The following is a 24,080-nucleotide window of genomic DNA, read 5'->3' on the forward strand; positions in this document are numbered from 1 at the left end:
CTGATCTCCGAACGTCCCCCGCTTACGGGAGATCCGCAATCCGCTGCACGCCGGCCTCCGCCATCTCGGCATAAGCGCGCGCCAGCGAACCTCCGAGATCGATCGCCCGGCAGCCGGCGTCGATCACGACGGCTTCGAAGCCGAGCCGCCGCGCATCCATTGCCGAATAGTGGACGCAGAAATCCGTGGCGAGCCCGACAAGGAACACACGCGTCAGACCACGCTCGCGCAAATAGCCGGCAAGCCCCGTCGGCGTCGTTTTGTCGTTCTCGAAGAATGCGGAATAGGAGTCGATCGCCCGGCGAAAGCCTTTGCGGATGATCAGCTGCGCCTTGTCGGTCTTTAGGCCGGAATGGAACGCCGCACCCGGCGTGCCCTGCACGCAGTGGTCCGGCCAAAGGGTCTGCGGGCCATACGGCATGGTCACCGTCTGGAATGGCTCGGCATCCGGATGGCTCGAGGCAAACGAGCTATGGCCGGCAGGATGCCAGTCCTGCGTCAGCGCCACCTGGTCGAATTTCGCAGCAAACCCGTTGACGACGGGCACCACCGCATCGCCATCGCCGACGGCGAGCGCGCCCCCGGCGCAGAAATCATTCTGCACATCGATAATGAGCAGCAGGTCTTCGCTCAGCTGTATCTGCATCAAGTCCAATGTCCGCGTTGCCCGACATCCGGCTGGTAGCATGGCGTCCTGCTGGCCTGATCTCAAGCGGGACCGCTTAATATTTCTGTCAAGTGGCGGTCATAAGACACTGCTGCACGACACGGGATGCGCCGCAGGCCGCAGCGTGCCGCTGTGAGCTCACCAAAGCATCGCTATGACCACCATCTCCTCTGATACCGACCGCAACTCGGCAGCGCCGCAGAGCATCACAGCGACTGGGCTCGCCACTGAGGCATCGGCGCGACACACAAGTCCGGCAAGCTGGGCGCTGATCCCGATCGTCACCGCCTCGGGCTTTGCCGGGCTCGGCTATGAGATCGTGTGGACGCGGCAGCTCAGCCTTGCGCTTGGCACCGAGATGATGGCCGTGCTCGGCTCCGTCGCAGGCTTTTTCGCCGGACTTGCGCTCGGCGCCTTCGCGCTCGATGGACTGATCCGCCGTACCCGCTCGCCTGCACGGGTCTATGCCGCGCTGGAAACCGTCATCGGGCTATGGGGCGTGTTCGCGGTCTGGCTGTTGCCGGCCGCAGGCCGCACCCTCGCCCCGCTGCTCGGCACTGAGCCGGCGCCGGTGCTGCTGTGGGCCGCGAGCTTCGCACTGCCGACGCTGGCGCTGCTGCCTGCGACCATCGCGATGGGTGGCACGCTTGCCGCGCTGGAGCGGATCACGCGCGAATGGCGCGGTGCGAGCCGCGTCAGTGCGGGCGTCTACGGCGCCAATACCGCGGGCGCAGTTGCGGGTACGCTGGCCTCCACCTTCCTGCTGATCCCTGCGCTCGGCTTCTCCGGCACCCTGCTCGCGCTCGCCTGCGTCAATCTGCTCTGCGCGCTCGGCGCGCTTGCGCTCGGTCGGACCATGCGGTCGACCAAGCCAGACGTCGAGAATTTGCCGCGCACGATCGATAGCCCGCGGCTTACGCTCACGCTGTTTGCCACCGGCTTTCTCGGTATTGCCTTCGAGATGCTGGTGGTGCGCCTCGCAGCCCAGGTGCTCGAGGATACGGTCTTCACCTTCGCCGGCCTGCTTGCGGCCTACCTGCTGGGCACCGCTGCAGGCGGTCTGATCTGGCAACGGATGCCCAGCCGCGCGCGCGAGAGCGGAGAAGGCTGGCTGCTGGGCGGGACGGCGTTGGCCTGTCTGGCCACGGCATTCCTCGTGCCCGCAATCCCTGACATTGCCGAGTTCGCGCGGGAGTCCGGCATCATCGGTGAACTTGCGGTGGCGATGGCGCTGTTCCTGGTGCCGTCAGCGGCGATGGGCGCGCTGTTCGGTCAGCTGGCTCAGCGCGTCCGCGATCAGCGCGGCTCGCTGGGCTGGGCGGTCGGCATCAACGGCGCGGGTGCCGCGCTGGCGCCGTTGGTCACAGCGCAAATCCTGATCCCTGGCTTCGGCGCCTGGACCGCTCTGTTGCCTGTCGCGCTCGCCTACCTGCTGCTTGTGCCGGTACGCCGGACCGCATTGGTGTGGTCTGCCGCCCCCTTGCTTGCGGCACTCGTGCTCTGGCTCCGCCCGACTCCGCAGCTGACCCGCGTTCCCGGCGGCGGCTCGCTGCTCGCAATGCGCGAAGGACCCATGGCCACCGCAAGCGTCGTCGATGATGTCGCCGGCACGCGCTATCTGGAGATCAACGGCCACTTCCGGATGGGCGGCACCAGTTCGGCTCGCTCCGACTATCGCCAGGCGACACTGCCGCTGCTGCTGCACCCGGCCCCGAAGCGCGCGCTGTTTCTCGGCATCGGCACCGGCGCCACCGTGATCGGGGCCGCGCACGTGCCTAACGTCAGCGTCCACGGCGTCGAGCTGTCGCGCGAGGTGGTCGCGCTGTTGCCCTACTTCGCCAATCCGGCCGCCAACGACCGCATGCCACCGATCACGGTCGCGGATGCGCGGCGCTATGTGGTTGCGGATCAGGCCTCTTACGACGTCATCGTCGCCGACCTGTTTCATCCGGCGCTCGACGGCAGCGGCGCGCTCTATACGACCGAGCATTTCGCGGCCGTGAAACGGCGGCTCGCGCCCGGGGGCATCTTCTGCCAATGGCTGCCGCTGTATCAGCTCGATCTGCCGTCCTTGCGCGCGATCATCCGGAGCTTCCTGGCGATTTATCCGAACGGATCGGCTTGGCTCAATCACTACAGCGTCCGCACCCCGATGCTGGCTCTGATCGGCCCTGGCGATGCGAGCGATCTCGATCTGAATGCGCTTGCCGCGCGGTTGCGCGATCCCACCACGCGCGCCGTCGTGGAACCGCTGGGATTCGAGGCTCCGATCGACCTGCTCGGGCAGTATGTCGGTGGTCCGCATGCTCTCGCCGCCTTCGCCGGCGAAGGTCCGCGCAACACCGACGACTATCCATTTGTGAGCTTCGACGCGCGCCGCAATGTCGTCGCGCTGACCGCGCCGCCCTGGTCGCTGCTGCTGTCGGTGATCAGAACCATGCAGCCGGATCCAGCCGAACTGCTGACCCAACCTGACGCTCTCTCCGAACGGCTACCTGCTTACTGGCGCGCCCGCGACCGATTTCTCGAGGCCGGCGCCGCGCTGCCGGGTGATCCCCGCGGCAAGGCGCTGATCGAGGCGGCCTCGCCCGGCCTGCTCGAGGCGCTGCGCGCGAGCCCTGAATTCGATCCTGCCTATGTGCCGCTGATGGGCATGGCGAAATCACTGCTTGGCTCCGACCGGGCTGCAGCACAACAGTTGCTGCAGGCGATCGCGGCGGCAGCGCCAGCGCGTCGTGAAGCCAGCGAGCTGCTGGCCCGTGAATTCGGCCGCTAAATCCCTTCGCGCCTAGGGAGCGAAGGTGACCCGATAGCCCCAGCAATCGAGATGATCCGGGATCGCGTTGAAGGCGATCGTGATCCGCTGCTCGCCCTGGTTTCGCGGTACCTCATGATAGAGATAGCTCGGGAACAGCACGAGGTCGCCCGGCTCGGCCTCCGGCAACATGTACTTGCCGGCGTTATACGGACCGACGGCAGCGCCACGCGTATGGTGGCGGAACGAGAAGTCATAGCCGCCCGGCGGGCGCACGAACACGGTGTTGCTCGCCGGATGCGACGGCGTCAAATAGAACACGCCGGAGATGAAGCTGTTGGCATGGGCGTGCAAAGTCTGGTTGCCGCCGGTCTCCAGCATGTTGGTCCACATCTCCTTGACGGTCCATTGCAGCTTCTCGCCGAACAGCAGCTCGCCGAAGTCCGCCAGCTTCGGCACCGCGAGCTCCGCGATCGCTTGAAACAGGTTGTTGTTGCGGGGATCGGCGACCTGGGTGTGGAATAGCTGGCCCGAGCGGAGATTGGTCTCGATCTTTGCGCTGCGGATCGCCGCGACGACCGCGTCCTTCAACTCCGTGTTCAAGAGACCAGGGGACCGCATCAGCGGAATCGGGAAAAGCGGCTCGATCGTATCCATGGCTCAAGGCATCCAGCGTGTCTGAAATCCGGCGGACAATGTGCCCAGGAGCATGACAGGCGAATGACAACACGGCGCTGGCGCCCGTCGGTACGTGGTCAGCGCGGCGGCAGCTCGTCGGCCTGCAGCACGTTGAGACGCTCGCCCGGCTTCAGGACATGGCGGTGCTCGCGTAGTTCCAGCGTGGCACGCTCGACCGCCTCCAGACAATCGTCGAACTCGCCGTTCCCCGCTTCGACCAGCGCCTGATGCAGGTGGCGCTCGGCGAAATAGCGCGAGGCGTCATCCGCAGGAAAGGTTGCGGCCAGCCCCCTGGCCTCAGCAACAGCGGCCTCGCAAGCCTCGCGCGTCGGCTCTTCGGCCGATGCCGGCAGCGCACCGCCAATTAGGACCATACTGCAAACACCGCCGAAGAGGAGGCGAAAGCCAAGACGATCATATCGACGCAAGACATACCTCCAAGAGAGAAGCACCGGTTTTAGAACCGGTGCTTCATAATCGTTGTCTTGGCGGGACACCGAACACGGTGCCCTGCATTGAGGATGCGACTCAATCAGTCGTTCCAGGCCCAGTGACCCCAGTGGCCCCAATGGCCCCAGTGATCCCAGTTGTTCCAGTGATTGTGCTCGAACGCCAGCTTGCGAGCGAGCTCCGCATTCTTCTCGACCAAAAGTTTCGGCGTGCCGAAAGGCCGCACAAAGATCGGGTTCGCGTAGAACCAGAGGTTCGAGTAGGCCTGGACGTCGTAGGTCACCTTCTTGACGCCATTGACCACATCGAGATGTGCCGGGCATGCCGCATCGGTGCAGCTGACGTTGGCGTTGTTGAGGTCCAGCAGCGGGTTGCCGGCGCTATCCGTCACGTTCGGCGTGGCAACAGGAATATTGGTGCCGCGCGCGCGGATGTAGAACGGCGTCCTGGTTGCAGTGAAGGTGGTCGTGAAGCTCAGCCGGACGGACCCGTCCTTCTGCTTCTCGCTCTTCATCTTGGTGGCGTTGATCTGCTTGGCGATCTTGGCCGACGTGTTGTAGACGATCGCCGCACCGGCAGTGCCGGCGGCGTTCGCCACCGCGTAGCCCGGAGCGCCCGGCTGGATCACGCCGGTGATGTCGCTGGTGATCAGGTCGACGTGGTCAAGCGACGGCTTGTTCAGCGGCTGATTGATGCCGACCTGCGCCAACAGCGGGTTGTTGAAGCTGTAGGGGCTGTTGTTCTTGGCTGGGATCGTCAGCTGCATCTCGACCACGATCTTCTCGCCCGGATAGACTTCGAGCGTTTCGCCCATGGTCTTCCAGTCGAAATCCCACTCGCCCTTGGCGCGGAACTTCAGGTCGGGTCCGATGATGTCGCCGTTGACCGAGTAGGAGTTGCCCGAACGCATGCCGTCGATGATCGACTGCGCGCGGAAATCATCCTTGTTCGGCACGTAGAGCTTGGTGTACTCGCCAGGGATGAAGTCACCGGTGGTCGCAGCGTCGCGCGCACCGAACGCACCGCGGTTATGCCAGTCGGAGCTGACATAGACGAAGGTGTTGCGGCCTTCGCCGAGCATGCCGTCCCACAGACCGCCGACCTTGGCGGTGTAGATGCCGGCCATGCCGTAGGTGCCGCCACCGACAGCGCCCGAGCCGTAAGATCCCGAACCGCCGCTCTTCGAACCCTGGGCCATGTGGCCGGGCGATTCGATGCCGAACGCCACGGTCGGGCCGGCATTGTTGAAGTCGCGGAAGTGCTCGATGTTGTAGCCGGCGGTGCCGCTGGCATTGAACGGACCCTGGCGCTCGGTGTGCGTCGGAATCGCGTAGGAGGTCAGCGGATAGTTCGCTTGCAGCCACTGGATACCGGCGACAGCCTTGCCGTGTCCGGCGGTACCGGAGTTGTTGACGTTGTCCTTGCCGGTCCAGATCTGGTTATTGCTGGCGTCGACAGGGCCGATCGCGTCGGTGTCGGCGCGGTCGAAGCGGAATTCATATTCGGCCATCTTGTCGGCATTGCCGTAGCCGCGCGGATTCTGGCCCGAGATCACGGCCACGTCGGTGTGCTCGTGACCGGGGACGATCCACTCCAGACCTTCGACCAGCACCTTGTCGTACATCGAGGTGCGGTTGACGATGATCGGGTATTCTACTTCCTTGATCGACTGCCAGCGCCACATCGCGGCGCTGCTGCCGGTGCCGTTGGGCGTGCCCTTCAGGCTGGTGATGGTGATGCCGTCGATGGTCTGGCCGAGCGTCTGATTCCAGGTGGTCGTGGTGTCGCCCGGAATATTCGCGCTGGTATCGCTGAAGCGGCAGTCGCGGTTGCCGGAACCGCCGTGGTTGCCAAGCGTGAACCAGTCGAGATTGAAGTTGTTACCGCCCGCAGCCGCCGTGCCGGTACCGACCGAACGATCGATCGAGTAGCCCGCGGCAACCGAGCCGTCGGTGCAGGTATTGTGATTGTGCATATCGCCAGCGACATAGGGATTGCCCCTATGCTTTTCGCCGAACCGCTCGTCGGCGGTGGCGCCCTGCGTCAATGCCAGCGACACCGAGGCCGCTGTCAGCAGGATCTTCTTGGAAGACGGAACCATGTAGTTGCCCCTACAGAATTTTCACGAGTGCAAAAATACGAAAATGCCCACCGCTGACGCGGCACGCCAATTTCTTCGCAGCTCGGACCAAATCAAATCTCGGAGACAGTTTGTTGAAGGTTTTATTAGGGATCACTGCTTTGGGGAAAAATGCACTGCCGCATCGGCGTGCGAAATTTTTGTGACAGCACGGATTGCCGGGTGACAACAGTAAGTTGGCCGTTGCATATACGCGCCGCACTTGCTGTCCCGCAGAATTGTAAGAAGTATGGCTTCGCCCGCGATGTCGAACGCGACACACACTCTTGATATTGCCTCCGCAATTCCTTCCGACCACGGCAGCAGCAAGCCGAGCGAGCGCGACGCGAGCAATGCACGCTCGCCGCTTTCCGCGCTGCGGAAGCTCGCTCGCGAGCCGCTCCTGCATTTCGCTGTGCTGGGCGGCCTGATCTTCGCGGGAGACCGGATTCTTCATCCGCCGGCGAAAGACGACAAGGTGATCGTGGTCACCAAGGCGATGCGGCAATCCTTCATCGACAATTTCGACGAGGACAAGGAGCGCAAGCCGACCGAGGCCGACATCCAGAAGATGATCGAGGCCTGGGTGGCGAGCGAAATTCTGTATCGCGAGGGCAAGGCGCTCGGCGTCGATCGCGGCGATGAGATGATCCGTGATCGCGTGGCGTTCAAGCTGCAACTCCTGATCTTCGACCAGGTTCGTGTGCCGCAGCCGACCGACGAGCAGCTCCAGACCTGGTTTGCAGAGAATCATGCCCGTTTCGACGCGCCGGAGCGTGTTGGCTTCTTTCTGACGCCCGCCACCGATCAGGCGACTGCGCAACAGCAGCTCGAAGACATCCGCGCGCAGCGCGAAGCCGAGGATCTGCGCGACCAGACCCGCGCCATTCTCGGCCGCCCGGTCGCAAGCCTCGCCGGTGCTTTCGGCCAGAGCTTCAGCGACGGGCTGTTGAAGCTGCCGCTCGGCGAATGGAGCCTGTTGCAGTCGAAGGACGGCTGGCACGTGGTGCGGCTCGATTCCCGCGAGGCGGGCACGCCCGCGAAATTCGAGGACGTGCGCGACGACGTCGCCAAGATGTGGCACACCGAAGAGACCCGCAAACAGGCGTGGGACGCCGTGACGCGGCTCAAGGCCAACTACAAAGTGCGGTACGAGCAGTGATCGACCTCCGTTATCTGCGGATCGCGCTGCTGCTTGTGACGGCGCTGATCCTTCCTCGCGCCCTGTTCGCTCATGAAGCGACGCTGGGGGTGCTCGAATTCCGTGAAGTGCGGCCCGGCGCCTTCATCGGGCTCTGGACCATGGAGCCCACGGTTGGGGCCGATCGCGTCGACCTCAAGGTCCCGCCGCATTGTTTTTTGCGTCTGCCGGAGCTGAACTGCGGTGAGAAGGGCCTGGTCGGCCAGATCACCATCGGCAATCTCGGCGCCGACATGTCGGCGGCGCTGATCAAGATCATTCCGCTCAAAGGCGAGCCGCGCAGCTACACGATCTCGACCGCCAACCCGGTCGTCACGGTGCTCGGCACCGATGCGCCGACGCTCGATACCTGGCTCGAGCTGGCCAAGACCTATATCAACTACGGCATCGACCACATCCTGCTCGGCGCCGATCATCTGTTGTTCGTACTGGGCCTGATCTGGATCGTGAACGGCGGCTGGCGGCTGGTGAAGACGATCACGGCTTTCACGGTCGGCCACTCGGCCTCGCTCGCTGCGACGGCCTTCGGCCTGATCGGCGTGCCGGAACGCCCGCTCAATGCCTGCATCGCGCTCAGCATCGTCTTCGTCGGCGTCGAGATCGTGAAGCAGCAGCGCGGCGAGATCGGATTGACTGCGCGCTATCCCTGGGCCGTCGCTCTTACCTTCGGCCTTGTGCATGGCATCGGCTTTGCGAGCGCACTCGCCGGCCTCGGGCTGGAGCGCCGCCTGCTGCCGCCGGCCCTTCTGTTCTTCAACGTCGGCGTCGAGATCGGTCAGCTCGCCTTCGTGCTCCTGGTCCTCGCATTGATCTGGGCGCATCGCCGGCTCGACGCGGTCCTGCCGCGCTGGGGCGAGGCGCTGCCGGCCTACGCCATCGGCTCGGTGGCTATGTTCTGGTTCATCGGCCGCCTCCTCATCGTTCTGTCCACATGACCCGCGATCGAACCATGTCATTGCGCTCCCTCCGCACCCTGCCGCTCGCCGCAGCCGCGATTCTGCTCGCGCAACCGGCGCTTGCCCATGAACAGGCCGATGTCGGCGGTGGCCTTGCTGCCGGGCTCTTGCACCCGCTGACCGGCGCCGATCATCTGATCGCGATGGTCGCGGTCGGCATCTGGGGCGCGCAGCTCGGCGCGCCTGCGATCTGGGTATTGCCGATCACGTTCCCGCTGGTGATGGCGTTCGGCGGCGTGCTCGGCATCCTGCACGTGCCGCTGCCGATGCCAGAGGTCGTGATCGCGCTGTCGGCGCTGGTGCTTGGCGGCGCGGTCGCGCTGCGGCTGAAGCTGCCCTTTGCCGCCGCTGCCGCGATCGTCGCGGTATTCGCCATCTTTCACGGTCACGCCCACGGCGCCGAGTTGCCCCGCTCCGCCAATCCGCTCGCCTATGGCATCGGCTTCGTCGTCGCCACCGGCCTGTTGCACCTCTGTGGCATCGTGATCGGCACGCTGACGCGCTGGCCGGCCGGTGAGCGCATCGTCCAGGGACTCGGCGCCATCATCGCATTGCTCGGCGGTTATTTCCTGCTTCATAGTTTGGGACCCTCCGCATGAGGCGCACGCTCAAGCACGGCCTGATCGCCACCGCGTTGCTGCTCGCGCAGGCGCCTGCGGCCGAGGCCCACATCGTCGCGATCCGGCTTGGCGACTTCTATGCCGGGGCGCTGCACCCGTTCACCGATCTCCAGGACGTCCTGCTCTGGCTGGCCATGGGCCTGCTTGCGGGATCGCTGGGCGCAATGAGGGGCCGCTGGCTGGTCGCGCTGTTTCCGCTCGGGCTGCTGGCCGGCCTGGCGCTCGGCGCAAAAGTTGGGGCCATTGCGGCCAATCCCGCGGTCGATGCTGTGATCGCGGTCGTGCTCGGCCTGCTGCTGGCCGCCGGTGCGCGCGTGCCGACCGCTTTGCTGTGCGTAATGGCTTTCGCGCTGGCCGCATTGCGGGGCGCCGCCAACGCCAGCGATCTTGCCCCCAACACCGACCGTCTGCTGTTCGCGGGCGGCCTCGCCTGTGCCGGCTACGCTGCGATCACCCTGATCATGGCGCTGACGCTCGCCTTCGGTGGGCCATCCGACAGCTCCAAAGATATTTCCAAGGATAGTTCGAAGGATTGGCGCGGCATCGCCTTGCGCGCGCTGGGCGGCTGGATTGCCGCGATCGGGCTGATGATGGCCGGCCTCGCCTTCGCGTCCTAGCGGAGGATCGTTCAGCCGCTCTGAAGGGGGACAGACGCAACACGGTCGCGGCCGTCCCGCCCTGCGGTGCAATCGCCGAGAAGCTTCGAACTCGCGGTAATCCGCAATACTCACATAAGTGATTCCACAAGCCAATCGCTCTCCCTTACCCTCCAAGACCGAGCGGGAGATGGAGCCTTGGCCAAGCCGTTCGAACTGCCACAACGCAAGCTATGCCCGACCTGCGGCAAGCCGCTTGCCGTGCGCGAGCGGACAGATGGACGGAAGGAGCTGACCTGTCCGACCTGCGATGGCCCCGATCCGCTGCACTCGCCAAAGGCGATCGGCTGGACCAAGAGCTCGCTGCAGCCGCCGAAGCGGCCGGAATGACTAGCCCCGCAGCTCTTACGCTCCCCTGCTCCGCACCGCGTGGCACCCTCCCCATCCGAGCCCGCTCCGAACTCACGCGATGTCGAACCTCACACCTTGCGCCAGCGGCAGCGTTCGGCCGTAATTCACCGTATTGGTGGCGCGGCGCATATAGGCCTTCCACGCATCCGAGCCGGACTCGCGGCCACCCCCGGTCTCCTTCTCACCGCCGAAGGCACCGCCGATCTCGGCACCCGACGGGCCGATATTGACGTTGGCGATGCCGCAATCGGAGCCGCGCGCCGACAGGAAGATCTCCGCCTCGCGCAGATCGTTGGTGAAGATCGACGACGACAGGCCCTGCGGCACCGCGTTGTGCAGCTCGATCGCGGAGTCGAGATCGCGATAGGGAATCACATAGAGAATGGGCGCAAAGGTCTCCTGCGCCACCGGCCCGGCCTGCGTTGCGAGCTCCACCAATGCCGGCCGCACATAATAGGCCTGCTCACAACCGCCGACCATGATGCGTTCGCCACCGGACACCACGCCGCCCTCGCCGCGCGCCGCGGCCAGCGCGGCCTGCATCGCCTGATGGGCCCGCCCATCGATCAGCGGTCCGACCAGCGTGCCGTTCTCCAAGGGATTGCCAACCGCGACCGAGGCATAGGCCTGCTTGAGCCGCGGCATGAAGCCTTGATAGATGTCCTCGTGCAGGAACAGGCGACGCAAGGTCGTGCAGCGCTGGCCGGCCGTGCCCATCGCGGCGAAGGCGACCGCGCGCAGGGTCAGATCGAGATCGGCGGACGGCGCGACGATCGCGGCGTTGTTGCCGCCGAGTTCGAGGATGGCGCGGGCAAAGCGGCCCGCGAGACGCGCGCCGACCGCGCGCCCCATCGCGGTCGAACCAGTCGCGGAGACCAGCGGCACGCTGGCGTGATCGACCAGCACCTCGCCGGCGTCGCGGCCGCCAAGCAGCAGTGCCGATAGCCCCTCCGGCGCCTGGCCGCCCTGATCCCGATAGCGGACAATCGCGCGCGCCAGCAAGGCATCGGTCGCGAGCGCCGTCAGCGGCGTCTTCTCGGATGGCTTCCAGACAATGCTGTTGCCGCAGACCAGCGCCAGCGCCGCGTTCCAGGCCCATACCGCGACCGGAAAATTGAACGCCGAGATGATGCCGGTCACGCCGAGCGGATGCCAGGTCTCCATCATGCGATGTTCGGCACGCTCGGTCGCGATGGTGAGACCATAGAGCTGACGCGACAGCCCGACCGCGAAGTCGCAGATGTCGATCATTTCCTGGACCTCGCCGAGCCCCTCCGAGACGATCTTGCCGGCCTCGATCGAGACCAGCCGGCCGAGATCGGCCTTGTTGGCGCGCAGCTCCTCGCCGAGCAGGCGCACCAGCTCGCCGCGCTGTGGCGCCGGCACCAGCCGCCAGCGCAGAAAGGCCGCGTGCGCCTGTTCGATCGCGGCGCGCGCCTCCGCGGCGCCGCTCTCGTGCACATGCCCCAGCACCTCGCCCGTGATCGGTGAATGCGCCGCCAAGGTGCCGCCCACGATGGACTGGGGCGCGACGCCGAGCACAGTCAGGATGCCCGCCGCCTCGCGCGCGAGATCGGGGACCAAAGATCGGGCTGACGTTTCCGACATGACAGACCTCCAAGCATAAGACCCAGCAGACGATGCGCTGCGGGAACCAGATCAATGCTGACATCGCACCGCTTCGATGCCGAAACAACATCGTTGGTGATCCCGCCCGGCCGATTTACCCCACCATTCGTTTCCGATAATTTTTGGCACAACCATAAATAACTATTCACAACGGGAGGAGTCATGGGCAAGCAGCGTCTGAAATGGATCCTGGTGTTCGGATGCGTCGCATCTCTCGCGGCGGTGGGGGCCGCACGTGCCAACGACATCATGAACGATCGCGGCGGTCGCGACTACGGCGACCGCGATGATCGCTTCCGGCAGTGCGATCCGCGCAGCTATGGCGCCGTGGGTGACGGCAAGACCGACAACACCACCGCGATCCAGACCGCGATCGATCGCTGCGCCCGCTCCGGCGGCGGCATCGTCCGGATCAGCGGCGGCGGCACCTATATCACCGGGCCGATCGAGCTGAAGAGCCGGGTCTATCTGCGCATCGATGCGCCGACCGTGCTGAAGAACACCACCGACCACAGCCGCTACCAGCCGGCCTTCATCGGCTATCCCTTCCGCTTCGCCAATGATCCCACTGTGAGCGGCACCGGCCCGACCCTGCCGGGCAAGCCCGAGGCGATGATATCGGCCGTCGACGTCGTCGAATCCGGCATCATTGGCGACGGCACCATCGACGGCTCCGGCGCCGACCCGGCGGCGGCCGCGACCAGCGACAATCCGAGCGCGCTGAGCTGGTGGCAGCTCGCCGCCAACGCCAAGACGCTGACCTCCTATCCCGGCTTTCCTGATATCCCGACCTCGAACGGCCTGCCACGCCCCTGGCTGGTCGAGTTCTACAATTCCAAGCACATCCGCATCGAGGGCGTGCTGCTGACCAACTCGCCGATGTGGGACCTCGGCCTGCGCTACGACACCGACGTGATGGTTGAGGGCTTGCGCGTCTACAACAACGCCAATGATACGACCGGCGCGCCCAACACCGACGGCGTCGACCTGGTCGGCTCGACCGACGTGCGGCTTACTCATCTCGACATCGACACCGGCGACGACGACGTCGCGATGAAGTCCGGCCTGCCCGGCATCGATCCTGCCGTTCCCGGCGTCCCGACCTTCGCCTACTACAAGCCACCCTATAATCTGCCGAAGCTCCCGCTGACCCACGTCCACATCGCGAATTCGACCTTCAAGCGCGGGCATGGCATGTCGGTCGGCAGCGAAACCGTCAACGGCGTCAGCCATATTCACGCCCATGACATCACCTTCCTCGGCACCGATAACGGCTTCCGCATCAAGACCGGACGCGACCGCGGCAACGATATCTCCGACATGAAGATCGAGCGGCTGACCATGACCGACGTGACGACGCCGATCTCGATCAGCGAATATTATCCGACCATCCCCACCGCAACCCAGGGCGATCTGAGCCAGCCGCACATTCCGGCGACGCAGCCGCATGTGCATGACATCACGATCTCCGATCTCACCGCCACCAATCCGAAGACGGCGCGCAATGTCGTCACCACCGGCGGCCTCATTATCGGCCTGCCGGAATCGCCGGTGCTGAAGATCGCGCTGAACCGAGTGAGCATCACCTCGGCCAACGCGAGTGGCATTTTCATGCGGCTGCGCAACATCACTGGGCTGACCTGCAATGCCGTCACGCTGACGCCGCTCAATCCCGCCGCGCCGGCCAGCGGCCACACGTTCGACAACGAAGGCGGCCTCTCCGACCTCAACGGCTGTGACGTGCCGCCGGCCTCGATGTAGCGACCAAGAGCGAGAGTCCAACCTGGCGCCGCCTTCCAAGGCGGCGCTTGTCTTTGAGCGCGCAACGTCGCGCCTGCGCATGCAACGTCTCGATCTTCTATCTGTCAGACACCAAAAGCGAAGGTCTGAACGACGGCCGCACGCACCGCAGCGATCTCGCGGCGCATCGGGCGTCCGAGCTTTGCACCTATCTTGAGACCCTCCGCAACGAGGGCGCAGGGAAGACCGGGAGCTCGCCGCCCCCATGGCCCGCCTGCAACAAGAAAAGCAGGCGGCAGTCACCACAGGTTCGGCCGAAACATCCCGGCCTTCCCCGCGCGGCAGGTTTAACGCTTATACGCGCTCTCCCTGGGGACCGGCTTTCTTGCCCCCATCATCAGCGCGATGCCCTCGCAACGCAAAGCGATGTCGAGTTGCATCGTCGCCAACTTGGCGCCAGCACCGGGGCACCAGGACCACACGCTTTCACGTCCGCAACAAACTGCGCTCGTCATCGCGCAATCCATCGCAGCCACCGCATCCCGCACTCCACGTATCGTGACGACGCGTACGCCCCTCTCGATGAGGCAGGACGGCGCATAATAAGCATGATTTCCGAAAAAACGAAAGAGAAAAATTCTGAAATTCGGCGGCATCGTCGCGATCGCGCTGAACGCGCAGGGGAAATCAGCCGGTCGGCGCGCAGTGGACAGCACCCGTGCGAGTGACTGCGCCGGTCAACTCGCATGCCCAACGGTATCGGCCACGGCGGCACCGCGCGTGCCGAGCGGTTTGGCGGCGCCGGTGGTGGTGTCTCGCGCGGTCTGATGCTCCAATTCCGCATCCAGCTCGGCGCCGATCAGAATGACAGTTGCCGAGATCCAGAGCCAGGTCATGAAGCCGACGACGGCGCCCAGCGAGCCATATGTCGCGTTATAGCTGCCGAAATTGGCGGTGTACCAGGAGAACAGGAGCGAGGCGATAAGCCACAGCGCCGCCGCGAGCGCACTGCCCCAGCTGATCCAACGCCATTTCGGCTGTTCCCGATCGGGGCCGTAACGGTAGATCAGCGCCAGCGCCAGCGCGATGCAGACAAAAATCGCGGGCCAGCGTCCGAGCCGCAGCAGGGTGTCGGCCGCGCCCGACAGCCCGACATAGTTCAGAACGATCGGGACCACCACGATCGCGCCGAGCGCCAGAACCGCGAACACGATCGCGCCGACCGTGAACAGCAGCGAGATCGCGTTCAGCCTGATGAAGCTGCGGTGCTCGCGTTCGCCATAGACGACGTTGAGGCTGTCGAACAGCGACTTCATCGCCGCATTGGCACTCCACAAGGAGATCACAAGACTCACAACGAATGTGAGGCTGAGCGCCTGCGAGCCCTTCGAGGAGACGCGCGTGAGCTGGTCGCGCGCGATATCGATCGCACCACCCGGCATCAGCCCATTCAGTTGCTCCAGATGGGCCGAGATGCTGGCGGGATCTGCGAATAATCCGTAGATCGCGACCAGCGCGGCCAGCGCCGGGAATATCGCCAGAAGACTGTAGAACGTCATTCCGGCGGCAAAGGCGAGGATGCGGTGCTCGCTGAGGTCCTCGTAGAGCCGGACCATAATGTCCTTCCAGCCGCGCGCCGGGATCTCGGATGGCGTGCTGGCCAGACGCCCGCGCCCGGGCTCGAGTCCGCCGCCCGAGCGCCTCTCTTCGCGGCTGCCTTGGCCATCGCGATCGGCGGGCCGCCGATCGATATATTGGACCAGGACCGCGATACCGAGCAGCGCCAGCACACTGCCGACGCCCGGCAGGCGGATGGATTGCGTCGATTGCGCGGGCACGTTCGCGCCGCCGCCGGCGCCAGGCTGTTTCGATCCGCCGAACATGGGACAGGTCCGTCTTGATGCATCAAGCAACCGGAGGAGTCCCGGAATGTTCCGACCCCGCAAAGCAGTCATGTTATGCGATGCAACGGACCCGATTTTGCGCGCAAACCAGACCGCAACGGTGTCGCAGCTTTGAACGCAGCTCGGCTTGGCCGACACTACAATGAGCCACCATCGCGAGAGACCGCGCGCCAGGAACGGCGTCGCGGCATCCTGCGTTGAAGCATCGCCATACCGACTGGAGACACCCCATGCGCCGCCTGTTACTTGCTACCCTCTCCGCCGTCACCCTCGTTGCCGGCTTTGCCTCGCTCTCGCCTGCCGACGCCGCGCAGGATCGTTACTGCCTGCAAGGGCGCATCTGGGGCTACCCCGGCAACTGTCAATTCTCGACCTACCGACAGTGCCTGGCATCCGCTTCGGGAACCGAGGCCGGTTGCGGCATCAATCCGGCCTACGCCTATGCGCGCCAGCGCGGCTACTACGGCTATCCCCGCGGCTATTACCGCTGATAGCGCGGCATGGCCGGTATCAATCCGGCACAGGCACGTCGAACGTGTTCAATGTGACCGAGACCATGCAATAGACCCCGACGAGATAGGACAGTTCGGCCGCGCCATGGACGCCGAACTGTTCGACCGCCGCGCGGTAGGTCAGTTCGGGCAGCACGCCGCCATTGACCAGGGCCGAGGCGACATCGTAGGCGACGGCCTCCTGCTTGGTAAGGTCGACCGGCCGCTGGCCGGCAACGATCGTGGACAGTTTCTCGTCGGTCAATCCGCGCTGCTCGGCGACCAGGACATGGGCGTAAAGCTCATAGGCTGAGCGGAAATGCGAACCGGTCACCAGGATCGCGACTTCGCGCACCGCGGCCGGCAAGGATGGCGCCGAGGCTACCGCCTTCACCAGCTCCCAGACGGGCTTTCCGAATTTCGGCTCGCGCAGCCACGGATTCCAGGGCCCAAGCAGCGCGCCGTCGTCGCGCAGGTTGACGAAACCTCTGAAGTGATCCTGCATGCCCTTCTTCATGTCTTCATAGAGGGGCTTCTGCTCGTCGTTGAGTTCGGCCGGGCTGACAATCGGTAGACGCATGATCGCTCTCCTGTTGAGGACTTGAAGCTGACGGCAATTGCACGCGCAGGCAAGTGAAGTTCCCGTGACGCTTGCAACGCGCGGCCGGCCTGCGCGGCATCGATGCGGGCACGATCGGCGATCCCCGGCGCTGTTAGAGGGATTCAAGTCCGGGTGACGTTCTCATCAGCAGCGATGGCTGATAGAGGCAGCGCGTGGTTTCGCTGGACTTGGAAGTGACTTGAAGTGACGACGAAGAAGAATTGCCGGCGCGGCGTACGACGCGCTCGAGCCGGCAAGCACCGCCTGAATGTTCTGGCCGGCACCGTGGTGCTGTTGGCTGATGTCCTCTCCTCCACAACGAGCGCAAGCGCGCAAGCAGCATTGCCGCCGGTGACGGTGGAAGCGCCGGCTCCGAAGCGGAAGCCGCCGCGCCCAACTGATTCGCCAACGCGCCAAGCGCGCGTATCGGCGCAGCGTCAGCAAGGTCGCACCATGCCGGCACCGCAGCCGACGCCGTCCGAGCGCGCAGCCGCTGCGGCCGCTGCCCTGACGGAGGCCAAGCTCGGCTATCGGGCGATGCCGAGTGCAACCACGCTCCGCGGCAGCACCTCACCGCTGGACAGCTCGCAATCGGTCAATGTCGTGCCCGCGCAGGTGCTGAAGGATCAGATGCCGCGCAATCTCGACGATGCGCTCGTCAACGTCAGCGGCATCACCCAGACCAATACGCTTGCCGGCACTCAGGATGCCGTGCTCCGGCGTGGCTTCGGCGACAACCGCGACGGCTCGATCATGCGCAATGGCATGCCGCTGGTGCAGGGCCGCAGCCTGACCGCGGCGGTCGAGAGCGTCGAGGTGCTGAAGGGACCGGCCTCGCTGCTCTATGGCATCATGGATCCCGGCGGCATCGTCAACACCATCAGCAAGCGCCCGGAGCTCTATCAGCACGGCTCGATCACGCTGCTCGGCTCGGCCTATGCCAACAATCGCACCGGCTCTGACGGCACGCTGGACATCACCGGCCCGATCGGCGATGGCGGCCTCGCCTATCGCTTCATCGGTTATGGCGTCAGCGAGGATTACTGGCGCAATTTTGGACGTCACCGCGAAATGCTGGTGGCGCCGTCGCTGGCCTGGTACGGCAATACGACGACGGTCCAGCTCAGTTACGAGCATCGCGAGTTCATTACTCCGTTCGACCGCGGTACCGCCTTCGTCAACGGCGCGCCGCTGGCGATCCCGGCGACGCGGCGGCTCGACGAGCCGTTCAACAACATGTGGGGCAATTCCGACCTGATGCAGGCTTCGGTCGAGCAGAAGCTCGACGACGTCTGGAAGGTCACGGCCGCCTACGGCTACAACACCGAGACCTTCAGTGCCAATCAGCTCCGTATCACCGGCGTGAACGCCAAGACGGGTGTCGAGACCCGCAGCGACGACGGCACGCACAACTCGCTCAGCAATGTCAGCTACGGCACGTCCTACCTGCAGGGTGACGTCTGGCTCGGCGGTCTGCGCAACGAAGTGCTGTTCGGCGGCGACGCGCAATATCGCACGATCTATCGCCAGGACCTGATCCGGCAGGCAACGCCCAGCTTCAATGTCTACAACCCGGTGTATGGGCTGGTCCAGCCGGGCACGACGGTGTCGGCCGCCGACAGCGATCAGACCGACAAGCTCGGCACCCGCTCATTTTTCTACCAGGACACGGTGCACCTGACCAACTGGTTTGCGCTCGTCGGCGGCGTCCGCTGGATGCAATATGAGCAGCTCGCCGGCAAGGGCCGCCCCTTCGTCGCCAACACCAATCTCTCCGGCGACAAGCTGCTGCCGCTCGGCGGTGTGATCGTCAAGCTGAGCGACGAGCTCTCCTACTACGTGAGCTATACGCAATCGCTGAAACCGACGTCGACCATCGCAGCGTTCAATTCCGCGCTGACGAATTTCGTGGTGACCTCGGCCATCGCCCCCGAAGAAGGGACGCAGTGGGAGACCGGCCTGAAATTCGATCTCGACAAGCGGCTGTCCGGCACCTTGGCGTTCTACGACATCGACAAGAAGAACGTGCTGGTGACGCAGCTCAACACCGCGACCGGCCTCAACGAGGCCCACGCCGCCGGCAAGGTCCGCTCACGCGGCGTCGAACTCGACGTGACCGGCCGACTGTCCGACCAGTGGAGCGTGATCGGCAGCTATGGCTACACCGATGCGCGCGTGGTCGACGACCCGACACTTGCCGGCAACAAGCTGCAGAACGCGGCGATGAACACGGCCTCGCTCTATCTCGTCTATGATTTCGGTACCAGTCTGCCCGGCCGTCTCCGGCTCGGTGGTGGCGCGCATTATGTCGGCGACCGGGCCGGCGATGCCGCCAACAGCTTCGTGCTGCCGGCCTATACGGTTGCGGATATCTTTGCGACTTATGAGACCAAATACGACAACCTGCCGGTGGTCTATCAGTTCAACGTCAAGAACCTGTTCGACAAGGTTTATTACCCGTCCGCCAACAGCGTCCTGAACGTGGCGCTCGGCGAGGCGCGTCGCCTGTCGCTGTCGGCAACGGTGAAGTTTTGACGCGCGACGAAAGACGCGCGCAAAACTGGAGCTATTACAAACTGGACAGCGTCGGATCGGGTGGCGACCCGAACGTCACGCCGTTATGGTGCGCCGCGCTGCTCGGTCATCAGCGCTGCGAAACTCGCAATGCCGATATCTCCACTGCCTTCAATCCTCCCGGTTCATGATCAAGTCCGCCCTCAAATCCGTATTGTTGGAACTCCACTCCATCATTGGTCTCCTCCTCTCGCTCGTGCTGGCGGTGATCGGGATCACCGGCGCGATCATGAGTTTCGAGGATGAGATCCAGGCCAACCTGAATGCCGCGATGACCCAGGTCGAGGCCCGCGCGACACTGAGGCTGGCGCCGGACGAGCTCGTGACGCGGCTGCAGGCGGAGCACGGCTTCGGCAAGCTGTCGGGGATGACGATGTCGAGCGATCCGGCCGCCGCGGTGCGCATCCGCTTTGCCCGCAGCGCGGATCGTGCCCGGCCGTTCTCGGTCTATGTCGACCCCTATGATGCGCGCCTGCTCGGCACGCCACACGGCGAAGAGTTCTTCGCCACGGTGCGCCGGCTGCATCGGTGGCTGCTGATCCCCGGCGATGGCAACGGCTATGGCCGGCAGATCACCGGGATCGCGGTGCTCGGCCTGGTCGCGCTGATGATCTCGGGGCTGGTGCTGCGCTGGCCGCACCGCGCCACCAGCATCAAGCTGTGGCTGAAGCCCAATCTGGCCTTGAGCGGACGCGGCCTGCATCGCTCGCTCCACACGGTCATCGGCACCTGGGTGCTGCCGATCTATCTGGTGATGGCGCTGACTGGCCTGTGGTATTCGTTCGACTGGTACAAGAGCGGCGCGACATGGCTGCTCTCGCGGCCCGGCGCAGCCACTGCGACGATGGCGCGGCAGCCGCCGCGCACCACACGCACGAGCGACGGCAGGGCTGGTATCAAGAGCGAGGAGAGGCCGGAGGGCGCGCCGATCAGCCTCGATCGTGCGTGGGAGGCGTTTCTCCACGCGCAAGGCGACCGCTACGCAAGCGCGCAACTGATCCCGCCGCAAGGGGCCGGCACGGTGGTCCGCATCAGATCATGGCCACATGGCGCTGCTGACGGCGCGCGCGATGAATTTCGCATCGATGCCGCGACCGGTCAGATCCTCGCCTCGGAGCTCTATGCGGACAAGACCACCGGCGAGCGCATCCTGGCCCGCGTGCTCGACATTCACCGCGGCAGCGTGCTCGGCTGGCCGGGCAAGCTCCTGTTCATGCTGGCTGCGGCCGTGATGCCGCTGTTCGTCGTCACCGGCCTCCTGCTCTATCTGTCACGCCGGCGCCACCGGCGCCTGGTGCGAACAGCGCCGCGGCCGAGCCTCGTTCCCGGCGAATGAGCGCGCGCTGGCGGGACAACTACGCTCGGACGGACCAGACCTCGCTGATCCGATAATCTGAGCCCGCTCGGCCACCGGCCCCGCATCCTTGCCCAAGCTGCCCAGCCGTGTCTCTAGCCGCCCGCGCGGCCTGCGGGTCGCGCCCGATCCCTAGGATGATTGGGCGCCACCGGCCATGGAGGCAGCCTTGCGCGCATTTATCCATGCGCAGCATCAAACAATGCTCCCGCGCAAACGAATAGCTGCCCGGCACTCTGCAGGTTGACAGGCCGTATCTGCTCAATTATTAAACTATACCGTATAGTTTGACATTGAAGACGACGAGGACGTGATGACCATATCAAAATACAGCCTTGCGGGAATCATACTGGCTGCGGCCTGCATCTGCGGACAGCCGGCCATGGCCCAGGAGGATGATGGCGAGAATCGCGGCACGCCGGAGCAGCAAGCGGCGTGCACGCCGGACGCATTCCGGCTCTGCAGCTATGACATTCCCGATGCCGGCCGGGTCGAAGCCTGCCTGCGGCAGCACAAGGCGGCTCTGAGCAATGCCTGCAGGTCGGTATTCGACGGACGTGCGGCGACGGCCTCGATCAGAGGACATGAGCGCAGATAGCGTGCGCGAATCATTACCTGCGACAGTCAGGGCTGCCGCAGGCGCGGGCCATTCCGGCACGGTGCTCTCGCCTGACAGGCGCCGGAAGAGCGGAGGAGAACGAGCATGAACACCATCTACGTCCCAGCCCTGGCGGCCTTCGGAGGATCGGCCTTCGGTGCGATCTCGAGCATCATCACCAATTGGGCGGCCGAGCGCCGCAAGAACCGCGTCCGCCGCCATTCGCGGTCAGCCGCCAAGCGCGAAAAGCTGTACAAGAGCTTCATCGCGGAAACTTCGCGGCTCTATGCCGACGCGCTGGTCAGCGACGGCTATGAGATTTCGACACTGGTCGACATGTATGCGCTGATCGGACAGATGAAGATTCTGTCGAGTGACGAAGTGATCGCCGCCGCCGAGAAGGTCGCTACCCTGATCATCGCGACCTATGTCTCGCCCAACCGATCCTTCGCCGACGTGCCGGGCTTTGTCAGGGAGGTCGATCCGCTGCGTGACTTCAGCGACGCCTGCCGGCGCGAATTGCAGCTCGCGGGCTCGGACTAGGCGTCCGCCTGCCCTTCTGAGCATGGCGAAAGCCGGGGTGGGACGCATCCCGGCTTTTGCTTGTGTGGTAAGCTTGCGCGGCTTTCGTGATCTCCTGCCAGGCGCCCCGGACCCGCGTGGCGTTCGCCCGGTCTGCTGTGGGGATCCCGTCAGGCTTCGCCGACCGCGGTCCGGATACGCTCCACAGGGCTACGGCCGATTCTCGGTTGCAGCTGCTTGAGGTCGAGGAATTCGTCGGCCTGGCGGCGCAGCTCGTCCGCCACCATCGCTGGCTGGCAGGCGATCGACGAGACGACGGTCACGCGGACGCCGCGACGCTGCACCGCTTCGATCAGCGAGCGAAAGTCGCCATCGCCGGAGAACAGCACCATCTCGTCAATATGTGGCGCGAGCTCCATGGCATTGACCGCAAGCTCGATGTCCATGTTGGACTTCACCCTGCGCCGCCCGTTGGCGTCGATATATTCCTTGGTCGGCTTGGTCACGACCGTATAGCCGTTGTAGTCCAACCAGTCGACCAGGGGCCGGATCGACGAATATTCCTGATCCTCGATCACGGTCGTGTAGTAGCAGGCGCGCATGAGCTGCCCGCGACCCTCGAATTCCCGAAGCAGCCGGCTGTAGTCGATATCAAAGCCGAGGGCTCTGGAGGTTGCGTAGAGATTGGGGCCGTCGATGAAGATTGCGACCCTGTTGGTGCGAAATGACATGATTGATCAGTAAGCTGAACTCGGCTGAATGAAACGAAACTCAAACTGCAGTCGGCTGAGGGTTCTGGCGGCGCGCCGCGCGCCAGTACCCGCAAGATTTTGCCGTCAGTCGGCGTGATGACGGTGCGAACGGACGCGGGCCTTCGGCGCGTAAGCCAGGACCGTGCGGACAGCGCTGGTATCCCCGAGGAACGGGTTGCGGAAGCAGCTGCCGCCGCGGCCGGCGACGGTCGAGAGACACTGCTCTGCGGTGTCGAAGCTGCAGACCCGCGTGCCGCCCGAATAGTCCTGGCGGCAGTACTCGTAGTCCTTGGCCGCGGCCGGTTGCGCAAAAATGGTTGCGGCAGCCAGCGCGGCGGCAATCGCGCTGAAGGTGATCATCTTGCTCATATTGCTCTCCGTGATGCTGGTCTCTGGTGAAGGAGACGGGTGGAGAGCTAGCGCGATCTCCTGAGCTGAAAAACCAGGCGCGGCGCGAAAGACTGTCGCGTGATACGAGCCAATCTGCCATGTCCTGACGGTCAGTCGCGTGCTACACGAACTATATGATCACCTCTTCGGAAGACGCCGACAGCGTCGTACGCATCTGGCGCACTTGTTCGATGACGAAGTCCATGACGAGGCGGGTGCGCGGCGCCAGATGCCGGCGCGACGAGTAGACCAGGCTGAACGGCACCCCCGGCGCTGGATGGTCGCTCAGGACACGCACCAGCTCGCCCTTGCGGAGGTCGTCGACGACCTGGACGAGCGGCAGGAAGGCGATGCCGTAGCCGGTGCGTGCGGCAAGATGGACCGCGACGGTATCGTTCGCGAGGATCGCGCCGGACACTCGGACATCCTGTACGCCATGCGGCCCGGCAAAGGTCCAGGTATCCGAATCGGGGCCGACGTCGTGGACGATGCAGGTGTGGCGTCCGAGCTCCTGCGGGTTTGCAGGCTGCCCATGCCGCGCGATGTAGCTCGGCGCGGCGACAGCCACGCGGGCCGCGATCCCGACCCGGCGCGCAATCACCGAAATATCAGTGATCTCGCCGACCCGCATCGCCAGATCGAGCCGGTCTTCGATCATGTCGCCAAACCGGTCGCTGACCACGAGCTCGACCTTGAGCCCGGGATGGGCCGCCAACAGATCCGGCAGCCGCGGCGCGATGAAATGACTGGCGGCCACCATCAGCCCGACCCGCACCAGCCCGACCGGGGAAGCACTCTGTTGCCCGAGCACAGCCTCGATGGTCTCGATGCCTTGCAACACCGGCTTGGCGAGACCAAGCAGCATCTGCCCGTCGTCGGTCAGGCTGAGCTTGCGCGTCGTTCGATGCAGCAGGCGAACGCCGAAATGCTGTTCCAGGTAGGAGATCTGGCGGGCCACCGCCGCCTTGCTGACGTCACGCTCGCGCGCCACGGCCGAAAACGAGCCGGTCTCCGTGACCCGGACCAATGATGCCAGCGCGTCGACGAGATCCATCGCCATGTCAGCCCCGAC

At 64.8% G+C, this 24,080-nt stretch carries 22 protein-coding genes; 12 read left to right on the top strand and 10 right to left on the bottom strand.

From position 1 onward, the window contains the following. Positions 1-22: 22 nt before the first annotated feature. On the bottom strand, positions 23-646 hold the full coding sequence (pncA, locus tag ACQR1W_RS36960) for a bifunctional nicotinamidase/pyrazinamidase (RefSeq protein WP_434855378.1): 624 nt from the start codon (positions 644-646) through the stop codon (positions 23-25). A 175-nt stretch (positions 647-821) separates the two neighbouring features. Here pncA and ACQR1W_RS36965 point away from each other — a divergent pair, with 175 nt between their 5' ends. After that, positions 822-3,443 carry a spermidine synthase gene (locus tag ACQR1W_RS36965; RefSeq protein WP_434855379.1) on the top strand — a complete coding sequence of 874 codons (2,622 nt, stop codon included), beginning with the start codon at positions 822-824 and terminating at the stop codon, positions 3,441-3,443. A 12-nt stretch (positions 3,444-3,455) separates the two neighbouring features. Here the strand turns inward: ACQR1W_RS36965 and ACQR1W_RS36970 are convergent, their stop codons facing one another. The 3 genes from ACQR1W_RS36970 to ACQR1W_RS36980 form a co-directional block, all read right to left on the bottom strand. After that, positions 3,456-4,079: a 2OG-Fe(II) oxygenase family protein gene (locus ACQR1W_RS36970; RefSeq protein ID WP_434855380.1), complete on the bottom strand. Its 624-nt coding sequence runs from the start codon at positions 4,077-4,079 to the stop codon at positions 3,456-3,458. A gap of 98 nt (positions 4,080-4,177) precedes the next feature. Then, entirely contained in the window at positions 4,178-4,474 is a 297-nt protein-coding gene (locus tag ACQR1W_RS36975) for a hypothetical protein (protein ID WP_434855381.1), read from the bottom strand. A 158-nt stretch (positions 4,475-4,632) separates the two neighbouring features. Further along, positions 4,633-6,651, bottom strand: a complete 2,019-nt coding sequence (locus ACQR1W_RS36980; RefSeq protein ID WP_434855382.1) for a hypothetical protein — start codon at positions 6,649-6,651, stop codon at positions 4,633-4,635. Between the two features lie 283 nt (positions 6,652-6,934). Here ACQR1W_RS36980 and ACQR1W_RS36985 point away from each other — a divergent pair, with 283 nt between their 5' ends. The 5 genes from ACQR1W_RS36985 to ACQR1W_RS37005 all read left to right on the top strand — a co-directional run bounded on the left by ACQR1W_RS36985 (position 6,935) and on the right by ACQR1W_RS37005 (position 10,432). Beyond that, positions 6,935-7,831 carry a peptidyl-prolyl cis-trans isomerase gene (locus ACQR1W_RS36985; protein WP_434855383.1) on the top strand — a complete coding sequence of 299 codons (897 nt, stop codon included), beginning with the start codon at positions 6,935-6,937 and terminating at the stop codon, positions 7,829-7,831. Further along, the gene (locus ACQR1W_RS36990; protein ID WP_434855384.1) at positions 7,828-8,805 is read left to right on the top strand and encodes a HupE/UreJ family protein; all 978 of its coding nucleotides are present in this window, start codon (positions 7,828-7,830) and stop codon (positions 8,803-8,805) included. The genes ACQR1W_RS36985 and ACQR1W_RS36990 overlap by 4 nt, the downstream gene beginning before the upstream one ends. Before the next feature lie 14 nt (positions 8,806-8,819). After that, complete coding sequence (locus ACQR1W_RS36995) at positions 8,820-9,425, top strand: HupE/UreJ family protein (protein WP_434855385.1); 606 nt, start codon at positions 8,820-8,822, stop codon at positions 9,423-9,425. After that, complete coding sequence (locus ACQR1W_RS37000) at positions 9,422-10,063, top strand: HupE/UreJ family protein (protein ID WP_434855386.1); 642 nt, start codon at positions 9,422-9,424, stop codon at positions 10,061-10,063. The genes ACQR1W_RS36995 and ACQR1W_RS37000 overlap by 4 nt, the downstream gene beginning before the upstream one ends. A gap of 177 nt (positions 10,064-10,240) precedes the next feature. After that, complete coding sequence (locus ACQR1W_RS37005) at positions 10,241-10,432, top strand: hypothetical protein (RefSeq protein ID WP_434855387.1); 192 nt, start codon at positions 10,241-10,243, stop codon at positions 10,430-10,432. A gap of 72 nt (positions 10,433-10,504) precedes the next feature. On the opposite strand, the gene amaB is transcribed toward ACQR1W_RS37005, so the two are convergent. Next, a complete protein-coding gene (gene amaB / locus ACQR1W_RS37010) occupies positions 10,505-12,061 on the bottom strand; it encodes an L-piperidine-6-carboxylate dehydrogenase (protein WP_434855388.1) in 1,557 nt (518 codons plus the stop codon). Between the two features lie 183 nt (positions 12,062-12,244). Between amaB and ACQR1W_RS37015 the strand changes: the two genes are divergently transcribed. Further along, complete coding sequence (locus ACQR1W_RS37015; RefSeq protein WP_434855389.1) at positions 12,245-13,843, top strand: glycoside hydrolase family 28 protein; 1,599 nt, start codon at positions 12,245-12,247, stop codon at positions 13,841-13,843. A gap of 716 nt (positions 13,844-14,559) precedes the next feature. Here ACQR1W_RS37015 and ACQR1W_RS37020 read toward each other — a convergent pair. Continuing rightward, positions 14,560-15,705 carry a YihY/virulence factor BrkB family protein gene (locus ACQR1W_RS37020; protein WP_434855390.1) on the bottom strand — a complete coding sequence of 382 codons (1,146 nt, stop codon included), beginning with the start codon at positions 15,703-15,705 and terminating at the stop codon, positions 14,560-14,562. 251 nt (positions 15,706-15,956) lie between these two features. Between ACQR1W_RS37020 and ACQR1W_RS37025 the strand changes: the two genes are divergently transcribed. Continuing rightward, a complete protein-coding gene (locus ACQR1W_RS37025) occupies positions 15,957-16,217 on the top strand; it encodes a DUF3551 domain-containing protein (RefSeq protein WP_434855391.1) in 261 nt (86 codons plus the stop codon). A gap of 19 nt (positions 16,218-16,236) precedes the next feature. On the opposite strand, the gene ACQR1W_RS37030 is transcribed toward ACQR1W_RS37025, so the two are convergent. After that, positions 16,237-16,797, bottom strand: coding sequence for a carboxymuconolactone decarboxylase family protein (locus tag ACQR1W_RS37030; RefSeq protein WP_008970905.1), 561 nt, complete (start codon positions 16,795-16,797; stop codon positions 16,237-16,239). Between the two features lie 225 nt (positions 16,798-17,022). On the opposite strand from ACQR1W_RS37030, the gene ACQR1W_RS37035 reads away from it, so the two are divergent. The 4 genes from ACQR1W_RS37035 to ACQR1W_RS37050 all read left to right on the top strand — a co-directional run bounded on the left by ACQR1W_RS37035 (position 17,023) and on the right by ACQR1W_RS37050 (position 21,887). Further along, a complete protein-coding gene (locus ACQR1W_RS37035) occupies positions 17,023-19,353 on the top strand; it encodes a TonB-dependent siderophore receptor (protein WP_434855392.1) in 2,331 nt (776 codons plus the stop codon). Between the two features lie 166 nt (positions 19,354-19,519). Then, positions 19,520-20,728, top strand: coding sequence for a PepSY-associated TM helix domain-containing protein (locus ACQR1W_RS37040; RefSeq protein ID WP_434855393.1), 1,209 nt, complete (start codon positions 19,520-19,522; stop codon positions 20,726-20,728). Positions 20,729-21,059: 331 nt separating this feature from the next. After that, entirely contained in the window at positions 21,060-21,344 is a 285-nt protein-coding gene (locus ACQR1W_RS37045) for a hypothetical protein (protein WP_434855394.1), read from the top strand. 105 nt (positions 21,345-21,449) lie between these two features. Beyond that, positions 21,450-21,887: a hypothetical protein gene (locus ACQR1W_RS37050; RefSeq protein ID WP_434855395.1), complete on the top strand. Its 438-nt coding sequence runs from the start codon at positions 21,450-21,452 to the stop codon at positions 21,885-21,887. A 149-nt stretch (positions 21,888-22,036) separates the two neighbouring features. On the opposite strand, the gene ACQR1W_RS37055 is transcribed toward ACQR1W_RS37050, so the two are convergent. From ACQR1W_RS37055 to ACQR1W_RS37065, 3 genes are all read right to left on the bottom strand, one after another. Further along, positions 22,037-22,597, bottom strand: a complete 561-nt coding sequence (locus tag ACQR1W_RS37055; protein WP_434855396.1) for an NYN domain-containing protein — start codon at positions 22,595-22,597, stop codon at positions 22,037-22,039. Positions 22,598-22,702: 105 nt separating this feature from the next. Continuing rightward, positions 22,703-22,987 (bottom strand): DUF3551 domain-containing protein, encoded by a 285-nt coding sequence (locus ACQR1W_RS37060; protein ID WP_434855397.1) that lies wholly within the window; start codon positions 22,985-22,987, stop codon positions 22,703-22,705. Positions 22,988-23,138: 151 nt separating this feature from the next. Further along, positions 23,139-24,068, bottom strand: coding sequence for a LysR family transcriptional regulator (locus ACQR1W_RS37065; RefSeq protein ID WP_434855398.1), 930 nt, complete (start codon positions 24,066-24,068; stop codon positions 23,139-23,141). Between the last annotated feature and the right edge of the window lie 12 nt (positions 24,069-24,080).

Origin of the sequence: Bradyrhizobium sp. HKCCYLS1011 (assembly GCF_051167795.1) — a bacterium.
In the GTDB taxonomy this organism is placed as follows: Bacteria; Pseudomonadota; Alphaproteobacteria; order Rhizobiales; family Xanthobacteraceae; genus Bradyrhizobium.